This window comes from Burkholderia sp. WTPI3 (assembly GCF_021483755.1).
Classification (GTDB): Bacteria; Pseudomonadota; Gammaproteobacteria; order Burkholderiales; family Burkholderiaceae; genus Burkholderia.
Window position 1 is genome coordinate 1 of the sequence record NZ_JAGIXF010000161.1, and the last position, 7,309, is coordinate 7,309.

The window sequence follows — 7,309 nt, forward strand, 5'->3', positions numbered from 1 at the left end:
CGCGAGCCGGTCGGGCTTTTTCATTACGCGTCGCGTCGCTTTGCGCGTCAGCCGTGCTTGCGCGCGTAGACGACGAACGCATAGCCGAACGTGTTCGGCGCGGCAGCCTGGTGCGGGTCGCGCGACACTTCGTGCCAGTGCGCGGGATCGGGCGCGGGGAACGACGCGTCGCCGTCGAAATCCGCATCGATCTCGGTGACGACCAGCTTGTCCGCGAGCGCTAGGCCTTCCATATAGAGCTGAGCCCCGCCGATCAGGAATGCTTCGGGCACGCCATCGCGCGCAGCGAGCGCGAGCGCGTCGGCGAGGGACGTGACGGTGTCGCAGCCATCGAAGCGGCGCGCTGCGTCGCGTGTGACGACGATGTTGCGGCGGCCCGGCAGCGGACGGCCGATCGACTCGTGGGTCTTGCGGCCCATCACGATCGGCGCACCCATCGTCATGCGCTTGAAGAACGCGAGGTCCTCGGGAAGTTTCCAGGGCAACTGGTTGTCGCGGCCGATGATGCCGTTGCGGGCACGCGCGACGATCAGGGTCAACGTCGTCATGAGAGTCGGGAAAAGGGGGAATCGCAATGGCGCCGATTCTACCGGAACGGCAAGTTGTGCCGGATGCGGCGCGGGCTGGCAGCGGTGTTCGCGTTCTAGCATGCGCGACGGCGATGCCCCGAACAAAAAGAGTGCCCGCCGGGGGACGGGCACGAAAAAGGTGCGCGTGGTTGCGTCGACGATGCGGGATGCGACTCGGGGTTCGTCCATGACGAAATCAATCGATATGTAATCCTCATCGAATGTCGGGGATGCGAAATCGCATGCGCATCATTGATGCGGCTGGTTTCCTGCGCCTCCTTCCATCGCATGCTGCATGTCACCGGGGCGTGGTGCGGGAATCGGCATCGGCAGCCGGGCGGGCGGTGCGATTTCGTCCCACAGCGTCACCGAGGACTTGTCGGAGGAAAGCGGTTGCGGCGCCGCGACGAACATGATGCCGAATTCGTCTTCCTGTCGTGCGTTCAGCGTGCTTTCGGCAAGCAGCGTCGCATGACCAGGCATCATGCTTTCGCCCGCGTATGCCGGTATGAACGGGCAGGCCGCTGCGAGCGCAATCGCAGCGGGCAGGAAAGAAAGTAAAGGGATTTTTCGCATGGTCGGCGCTCTCCGATCTGTTACTCATTCAGCGAAATGCATGCCATCGCTCGAGGAGCGTTGTCGCATCTGCGACTCGCTCGTGAGCATTGCGAATCACGGTCGAAAACGCCGAAAAATGTTTCAGGCATGAAACGATGGGGCTCGGGAATACTGCGGATTCAATCACCACGCCGCAAGGATGAAAATCGGCGCATGTGTCGATACGGGAAGATGTCACTGCCCGTGTGCTATGTGCAGATGATTGACCTGTATCGACCGCAGAGCGATTCGGCCGCTCGCCCACGTGCGCTGCAATTGGTTTGTCGTATTCGGCGCCTATAACTAAGCTGTCTTGATCAAAAAAATAACTGGACGCGAAACAAGCGCCATCATCCGAGGCATGTCGTTGCCGCGTATGGACATGGCGAATCGAGCCGCTTCGGCTGACCCGATTTGATCCTTTTCGCACGTGATTTCGCGTGCGCGGCAATCGTTAGACGGTTGATGAACGGGGTGTGCATATGCGAGCCGAGCAGCGGCATGTGATCTATTTTTCGCGCGAACCGAACGACGCGTTGCGCGGACATTTCGACGAATGCGGATGGCGTGTCGATCTTGCGGAGACCGCACGCGACGTGCGGCGCGTCGTGCAGCACGGCGTTGCATCTGCCGGCCTGCTCGATTTTTCGCCGGGTTTCAGGCCCGCGGACCTGCGCGAACTCGAAGCGTGTCTGAGCATTCAGCACATCGGCTGGATCGCTGCGACGCTGCGCGGCCAATTGCAGGACGCCACGCTGCGGCACCTGATTCGTGACTATTGCTTCGACTACGTGACGATGCCGTACGAAACCGCGCGAATCGTCGAGACGGTCGGCCATGCGCACGGGATGGTCGCACTGACCGATCCGGTGGCGTCGCCGGTCGGCGCCGGGCGCGCCGAAGGCGAGATGGTCGGCACCTGCGACGCGATGCTCGGGCTGTTCAAGACGATCCGGCGCGTCGCGACGACCGATGCACCGGTATTTATTTCCGGCGAATCGGGCACGGGCAAGGAGCTGACGGCCGTCGCGATTCACGAGCGCTCGTCGCGCGCGCACGCGCCGTTCGTCGCGATCAACTGCGGTGCCATCCCGTCGACCCTGCTGCAGGCCGAACTGTTCGGCTATGAGCGCGGTGCGTTTACGGGGGCGAATCAGCGCAAGATCGGCCGCGTCGAAGCGGCCAATGGCGGCACGCTGTTTCTCGACGAGATCGGCGACCTGCCGCTCGAAAGCCAGGCGAGCCTGCTGCGCTTCCTGCAGGAAGGCAAGATCGAGCGGCTTGGCGCGCACGTATCGGTGCCGATCGACGTGCGCGTGATCTGCGCGACCCACGTGGACATGGAGGCGGCGCTGCGCGAAGGGCGTTTCCGCGAGGACCTGTTCCACCGCCTGTGTGTGCTGAAGATCGAGGAGCCGCCGCTGCGTGCGCGCGGCAAGGATATCGAGGTGCTGGCGCGCCACATGCTCGAGCGTTTCAAGGGCGATGCGCATCGCCGCCTGCGCGGTTTCTCGCCGGATGCGATCGCCGCGCTGTACGGCTATCCGTGGCCGGGCAACGTGCGCGAGCTGATCAACCGCGTGCGTCGGGCGATCGTGATGTCCGAGGGACGGATGATTACCGCGGCCGATCTCGAGCTGAACGAGTTCGCGATGCTCGCGCCCGTGTCGCTGACGGAGGCGCGGGAGGCGGCCGAACGGCAGGCGATCGAGCAGGCGCTGTTGCGGCATCGCGGCCGTTTCGCCGATGCCGCACGCGAACTCGGCGTGTCGCGCGTCACGCTCTACCGGCTGATGTGCGCGCACGGAATGCGCGATCGCGGCGACACGCTGGCAGGGTTTTCCGCGCCGTTGCCGGAGGTTCCGCGGCACGCTTGCTAAAATTGGCGGGTACGGCCGCCCTCGCGGCCGAAGGAACCCGCATGAAACAGTACCTCGATCTCGTTCGCACCATCCTCGACACCGGCACCTGGCAGGAGAACCGCACGGGCATCCGCACCATCAGCATGCCCGGTGCGATGCTGCGTTTCGACCTTCAGCAAGGTTTCCCGGCCGTGACGACCAAGAAGCTCGCGTTCAAGTCCGCAGTCGGCGAGCTGGTCGGTTTTCTGCGGGCATCGCGCAGCGCGGCCGATTTCCGCGCGCTCGGCTGCAAGGTATGGGACGCGAACGCGAACGACAATGCGCAGTGGCTCGCGAACCCGTATCGCCAGGGCGTCGACGATCTGGGCGACGTGTACGGCGTGCAATGGCGCCAGTGGCCCGGTTACAAGGTGCTCGATGCAGGCGCCGACGCGCAGATCGCCGACGCGACGCGCCGCGGTTTCCGGATCGTCACGCGTTTCGACGAGGACAGTGCACCGAAGGTGCTGCTGTACAAGGCGATCGACCAGTTGCGCCAGTGTCTCGACACGATCATGGAAAACCCGTCCGACCGCCGTATTCTGTTTCATGCATGGAATCCGGCGGTGCTCGATCAGATCGCGCTGCCCGCGTGCCATCTGCTGTACCAGTTCCTGCCGAACGTCGCGAAGCGCGAGATTTCGCTGTGCCTGTACATCCGCAGCAATGACGTCGGGCTCGGCACGCCGTTCAACCTGACCGAAGGGGCCGCACTGCTGGCGCTGGTCGGCCGGCTGACGGGCTACACGCCGCGCTGGTTCACGTATTTCATCGGCGACGCGCACATCTACGAGAATCAGCTCGACATGCTGCAACAGCAGCTCACGCGCGAGCCGTACGAGAGCCCGCGGCTCGAGATCGCCGAGCGCGTGCCGGAGTACGCGAAGACGCGTGTGTATGCGCCTGAATGGCTCGAGCAGATCGAACCGTCCGATTTCTCGCTCGTCGGTTATCGGCACCATGAGCCGCTGACCGCGCCGATGGCGGTCTGACAACCCGCCGGCCCGGGCGGCGCGGAACACGCGAGTCCCGCCCGGCATCAGGATGAAGGCCCGACCGGCATCAGCCGGCCGGGCCTTTTTGCTTTGTCGGACGACGGTCACGGACGGCGGTGTTCCTCGTGACCGCCGGCCGGCGGACTGCCGTGGTGCGGTGCTTCGACGTGCGGTGCCGGCTGCGGCCGCGTTTCCATGTGTGGCGCGGGTATCGACGGTCGCGGCTCGATACGCGGTGCCGGCGGCTGCGGTCGTGGCATGGGATGCACGGCGGGCGCAGGCGGGCGGTACTCGTTCACGCGCGGCGGCGCGACTTCGTGGTGCTGTGTCGGTCGCGCAAATTCGGGGCGCGATTGCAGCGCAGGGGCCGCCCGCTCCGGTCGCGGCTGCGAATGCTGGGCTGGCGCCGCGAAATCGGGGCGCGGCCGCGGTTGCGGAATCTGCGCGGTGGTGTCGAGTCGCGGTTGCGGCAACGCGCGCGGCATCTCCTGGCGCATGCCGGGTTGGGTGCCAGGTGTGTTTTCCGGATGCGGCACCGGCGCCGCGCTGCGCACGGGCGGCAGCGCGTTCTGTCCCGCCGCGTGCAACGCGGTCGGCGGCGTCGGGCGCTGACGTTCCATGGCCGTGTGCGGTTGCATCCAGGCGGCCGCATGCGGGGTGCCGCGTTCGTCCGGACCGCTGCCGGCCGTCGGCGGGTGCGGGACGGGGTTGCCGGGCGCGAATGCCGAATGCGGGGTCTCGCGGCCCGGCGGCTGCGATGCGCCGTCGTTTGCAAAGCGTGCTGCATCGGGTGCCGTACCGTTCGCGGGCCGCGCAACGTTCGCCATGACCTTCATCGGCATACCCGGCCGCGCGGCCGGTGCCTGAGCCTGGATGCGGGCCGGCTGGCCTTCGCGCGGCGCGTGAGCCGGCTGCACGACGGGGCCGTGCGGATTCACGAGCTGCACGTTGCGCATCGCCCATGCGCCACCTTTCGGATCGCCCGGCATGTGGACTTGGCGCGCCGTATAGTCGGACGGCACGGTCGTCTTCACGACCGGCGCACCCGCGCCCGGCACGTGCTCGCCATGCCGGGCGAGATGCGCGGCGGCCTGGTCGCGATAGGCCGCCGGGACGGCCGGATTCCGGGTCGCGACGAACGGGTGCTGTCCGATCGCCGCCGGCGGACGGTAGCTGGCGGTGCGCAATGCCCCGGTAAAGCTCTGACGCACCGGCGCGATGCCGGGCGTACCGGGCATCACGTGTGCATTGCGCCATTGCCGCGGATCGACGTGCTGCGAGAAGTGTGCGACAGGCTGGCCGTGCACGAACGCCGACGCCGGCACGGCCGTGATCGCATGCGGCGCGCGGAAGTTCACGTACGTCTTGTTGATGTTGGTGATGTTCGTCACGTTGACGGTCTTGTTCACCGTGACGTTGTTCACCACGATGTTCCGGTTCACGCGATCGTAGTAATGCGGGCTCCAGCCGCCCCAGCCCGGATGCCACGCTTCACCCGGGCCGAGCGCGAACCATGCGCAGCCGGCCGCGGCGACGCCGCCGATCGTCAGCGCGACGCTCCAGTCGGGGCCACCACCACCGCCCACGAACGCGACGAGTGCCGGGGCGTAGACGGGCGGCTGGCTGACGGCCATTGCGCCGGGCACCCACGCCCAACTGTCGTCGACATAGGCCCAGCGTCCGTAGTGATACGGAGCGAAGCCCCACGGGGCGTCGTCGACCCACGTCCAGCCCCACGGCGCCTGCCAGATCCAGTGCCCGTCGTGATAGGGCGCCCAGTCGGCCGGCGTGTCGTTCGGCACCCAGACCGCGCCGTAATTCGGGGTTTCCCGCCATGTGCCGTTCGCGTCGAGATCCTGATAGCCGGGGATGTCGCGCGACACGTAGCGGGCCGACACCGAGCGTTCCTCGGCCGCGTCGCGGCTGGCGGCCCACTGGTCGAGCGGATCGGGGCGGGGCACCGCCGACTGTTGCGCGACCTGCAGGTCGGTGCCGGTGAACACGACCTGCTGCCCGGACGACAGCGGATACCACCCGTTGCTGCCGTAGACGGTCGCCGTGCCGCTGCGCACGGTCACCGTCGTGCTCGTGCCGTTCGGCGCGACGTCGACGCGATAGTCGCCGGGGCCGCCGATGCCGAGCGCGAGGTTGGGCGTGTCGAGTTCATAAGAGGCGCCGGACGGCAACTCGCGCACGTGCGTCGATACCGTGCCGAGGCCGACCTTGAGCTGCGTCGTCGTGTCGTCCAGGTTCAGCACGGACAGGCTCGTCGAGGCGCCAAGCCGCACAGCCGTCGAGCCGATGTGCAGTTCCGAGCGCGCGTCGGCGTCGTTCCACAATTGATCGCCAGTGGTCAGCGGTCGGTTCACGGCGGCGTACGACCACGTATCGGTGCCTGCGGGCTCCGTCGTCACCGCGCCCGACAGGTAGTTGAGTCTGGCGACGCGGCCGGGCGGGTCGCCGCCCGATTGCCGGGGAGCGGCCGCATACGGTGCCGCTGTGGTCGATTGCGCGAATACGGGGGGCACGGTAGCCAGTGCGAGAAATGCGAGCAGGATGCAGCGGGCGGTTCGCTTCAGCTTGAACAGGGAGGCCATGTTGAGCGTCTTGTCGTAGGCGCGGCGCGTCGATTCGTGCCGTCCAGTTCACAATATCCGCTGGGCCTGTTTCAATGCTCGGTGTTTTGTAAGTCGAATGGCTTGCGATGTAACAAAACCTGTCCATCGGGCGCCGTTGTCGTACGGCGCAAGGCGCGTGTCAAACGGACGTAAGCCACTCGTCGAAAATCTGCTGACCGGGCACGGTGACGCGCAGCACGCGCGGTCGCGCGGTGCGCTCGATCCAGCCGTGCGCGCAGAAGCTGTCTAGCAGCGCCGCACCGAGTGCGCCGCCGAGATGTGCGCGGCGCTCGCTCCAGTCGAGACAGCCGCATGCGAAGCGGCGCCGGCGCGCGCGTTGCTGCTCGACGTCGATGCCCCAGCGCGCGAGCGCCTGCGTGCCGAGCTCGGTGGTCGCGATCTCGTCGCCGTTTGCCTGCAGCCAGCCGCGCGCGGTGAGTCCGTCGAAGATCCGGACCGCCAGTTCGCCGGCCATGTGGTCGTAGCAGGTGCGCGCATAGCGCAACTCTGCCGGCACCGTGCGCGATGGCGGCGGTACCGGGCGATGCGGAGCAGCTGCGCGCGCGACGTACGCGAGCGCTTCGAGCGATGCCGCGATGTCGGCCGATGCGAGCCGGTAGTAGCGGTGC

Annotated in this window: 6 protein-coding genes; 2 read left to right on the forward strand and 4 right to left on the reverse strand. The window is 66.9% G+C overall.

Annotation, left to right across the window (positions count from 1 at the left end; all coding sequences use genetic code 11):
* Positions 1-47 precede the first annotated feature (47 nt).
* Positions 48-548: a dihydrofolate reductase gene (locus tag J7024_RS35770; protein WP_124829319.1), complete on the reverse strand. Its 501-nt coding sequence runs from the start codon at positions 546-548 to the stop codon at positions 48-50.
* Positions 549-818: 270 nt separating this feature from the next.
* Positions 819-1,055, reverse strand: coding sequence for a hypothetical protein (locus J7024_RS35775; RefSeq protein WP_311768338.1), 237 nt, complete (start codon positions 1,053-1,055; stop codon positions 819-821).
* A gap of 593 nt (positions 1,056-1,648) precedes the next feature.
* On the opposite strand from J7024_RS35775, the gene J7024_RS35780 reads away from it, so the two are divergent.
* The gene (locus tag J7024_RS35780; RefSeq protein WP_175761262.1) at positions 1,649-3,046 is read left to right on the forward strand and encodes a sigma-54 dependent transcriptional regulator; all 1,398 of its coding nucleotides are present in this window, start codon (positions 1,649-1,651) and stop codon (positions 3,044-3,046) included.
* A gap of 41 nt (positions 3,047-3,087) precedes the next feature.
* Positions 3,088-4,059, forward strand: a complete 972-nt coding sequence (locus J7024_RS35785) for a thymidylate synthase (RefSeq protein WP_124829316.1) — start codon at positions 3,088-3,090, stop codon at positions 4,057-4,059.
* Positions 4,060-4,166: 107 nt separating this feature from the next.
* Here J7024_RS35785 and J7024_RS35790 read toward each other — a convergent pair whose 3' ends face one another.
* Both J7024_RS35790 and J7024_RS35795 read right to left on the reverse strand, forming a co-directional pair.
* The gene (locus tag J7024_RS35790) at positions 4,167-6,659 is read right to left on the reverse strand and encodes a DUF6600 domain-containing protein (protein WP_124829315.1); all 2,493 of its coding nucleotides are present in this window, start codon (positions 6,657-6,659) and stop codon (positions 4,167-4,169) included.
* 160 nt (positions 6,660-6,819) lie between these two features.
* The coding region (locus J7024_RS35795; protein ID WP_234745956.1) for a transcriptional regulator at positions 6,820-7,309 on the reverse strand (490 nt) is incomplete at its 5' end.

What these genes read in the sequence shown, in the direction of transcription:
- J7024_RS35785 (WP_124829316.1), top strand. Translation starts at nt 3,088, where the DNA reads ATGAAACAGTACCTCGATCTCGTTCGCACCATCCTCGACACCGGCACC.
- J7024_RS35790 (WP_124829315.1), bottom strand. Translation starts at nt 6,659, where the DNA reads ATGGCCTCCCTGTTCAAGCTGAAGCGAACCGCCCGCTGCATCCTGCTC.
- J7024_RS35780 (WP_175761262.1), top strand. Translation starts at nt 1,649, where the DNA reads ATGCGAGCCGAGCAGCGGCATGTGATCTATTTTTCGCGCGAACCGAAC.
- J7024_RS35775 (WP_311768338.1), bottom strand. Translation starts at nt 1,055, where the DNA reads ATGATGCCTGGTCATGCGACGCTGCTTGCCGAAAGCACGCTGAACGCA.
- J7024_RS35770 (WP_124829319.1), bottom strand. Translation starts at nt 548, where the DNA reads ATGACGACGTTGACCCTGATCGTCGCGCGTGCCCGCAACGGCATCATC.